Genomic DNA, 1,711 nt, shown 5'->3' with positions numbered 1-1,711 from the left:
GAGCCGAGCCCGAACGATAATTTCAGGATGGAGCCTGACTGATCCGACGCGTCGTTCAGTCGACGCGTATCCGGACTTTCAGTCCGTAAGTCACTAACCCACCGACTTCAGTCGGTGGTTGTTGAGTGCCTTGGGCATTACACCAATGGCGTGTTTTATCGATGGTGTAAGGCATGAGCGATAAAGGTGTAATGCGGCTGCAAGCCCCGTCACTACTGGCTTTCAGCAAGTCAATTACACCTCTTACACCCATTACACCGGAATCTTTGGCATGTGGGATCGCGCGCCCCCGCCCCCGCGTGGGTGGATGCCACCAGCGGCCCAAGACTATGCGTCGGGTTCATGTTGATGGGGGCAGGCACCTGCCATATCAGGCCGGGGCCCCTGCAATGGAAGGCCCGTCACGGGTAATTCGAGCCCCGCTCTCGGGCTAGTGCACGGCCCTGAAAGTTAGTGAATTATTGAAATCGGTTAACTGGTGAAACTCCATAGAAATCATGAAATCTACTCATGTAGAAAATGGGGTCTATCTCAGCGCGCTACCCTTTGCGGGAAATCGAGCCGCGCCCAGTCGATAGCCGCCCGGCCTGCAGAAATGGCGGTCTTTCAACTTGGAGGGTAGGGGGGTACTTTGGGTTTTAGGTATACGTATAGGTATACGGTCTGCTTGCGTTGCATGTAGAGACCAATAATTACTGGCTATGTAGCGATGTGTTCTAGTCCGGCTTCGGCACCATGATTTATGCGGGTTTCAGGATTGGGATTTGGCGCAATGCTTTCCGCAATCCTGAAGCTTTTCCGCAATTCATCTGGTCAGCTTAATTTTCTTACCCCTTCGCTTTCTGGTGTACTGCTCGGTCAGGTCGGTGCCTGCTTTGGCCTGTAGATCGCCTGGTTGAAGCTACGCGTCTACCGCTTTTCTGGCCTCGAGTCTGATCCTGCTCTTTGCCGGCCCGAGTTCGTCCATATGCAAGCTCTCCCCTGTTCGTTCTCGTATGAGAGGGCCTGGTCCAGGCCATTCCTCACACCTGGGTAATACCGTCGCAATTGTACCCAGCGCATGAGCGGGGGCGGGCGCATCCATGTTTTGATTTTTCAGCTGGTTCGGTATGCGTAACATTCAATATGAATTGTTGCGTATACAGAACATGGACTATTCCCTCATCACGGTGCGACTTGGCGAGCAACTTCGGCAGCGCCGCTTGAATCGTGGGTTGACTCAGGCCGCCCTCAGCCCGAAGAAATAATCCGCAGGCAGTTGAGTGCGCTGGAACGGATACTGGCACGTTCAGATGGACTGGCCGAGCAAGCGCCGCATGTAGTCGCGGCAATCAGGCGTTGTGCCGAGCCTCTCATGCAGACCTTTGGCTAGCATGCTGACAATTCGGTTGTAGTGAAGCGGAGGCGATACCCGAGTTGTTCTGAGAGCGGTAATGGTGACGTGTTCGACACGCGCTGTTTTCTGGACTCCCACCTCCGCAGGAATGACGAGTATCTGGACGTGCATATGAGCCCTCAAGGTTTCGGCCTGAGGGCTTCTTTCTTGTGCGCCCAGCATGGGCGCACTCCTGCGGGTGCAAGTCCCGCCGTAAGTTGATCACAGCGAACGAAGTGAAGCGCAACTGCGTGAGGGTGACCGAGCGTGGGGAGGAAGCGTGGAGCGTAATCTGCGAGCCGATGAACAAGAACCGGATAGAAGGCGCTATGGAGC

At 55.1% G+C, this 1,711-nt stretch carries 1 protein-coding gene and 1 pseudogene; one reads left to right on the top strand and one right to left on the bottom strand.

The window, feature by feature from the left end; genetic code table 11:
* Positions 1-1,148: 1,148 nt before the first annotated feature.
* Positions 1,149-1,235 (top strand): annotated as a pseudogene (locus PSOLE_RS25255) (transcriptional regulator); the annotation flags it as partial.
* Between the two features lie 53 nt (positions 1,236-1,288).
* Here PSOLE_RS25255 and PSOLE_RS24325 read toward each other — a convergent pair.
* On the bottom strand, positions 1,289-1,558 hold the full coding sequence (locus PSOLE_RS24325; protein WP_162884224.1) for a hypothetical protein: 270 nt from the start codon (positions 1,556-1,558) through the stop codon (positions 1,289-1,291).
* Positions 1,559-1,711: the final 153 nt, after the last annotated feature.

Source organism: Pseudomonas oleovorans subsp. oleovorans (assembly GCF_002197815.1).
Classification (GTDB): Bacteria; Pseudomonadota; Gammaproteobacteria; order Pseudomonadales; family Pseudomonadaceae; genus Aquipseudomonas; species Aquipseudomonas oleovorans.
This window is presented reverse-complemented; position numbering and strand designations above follow the sequence as displayed.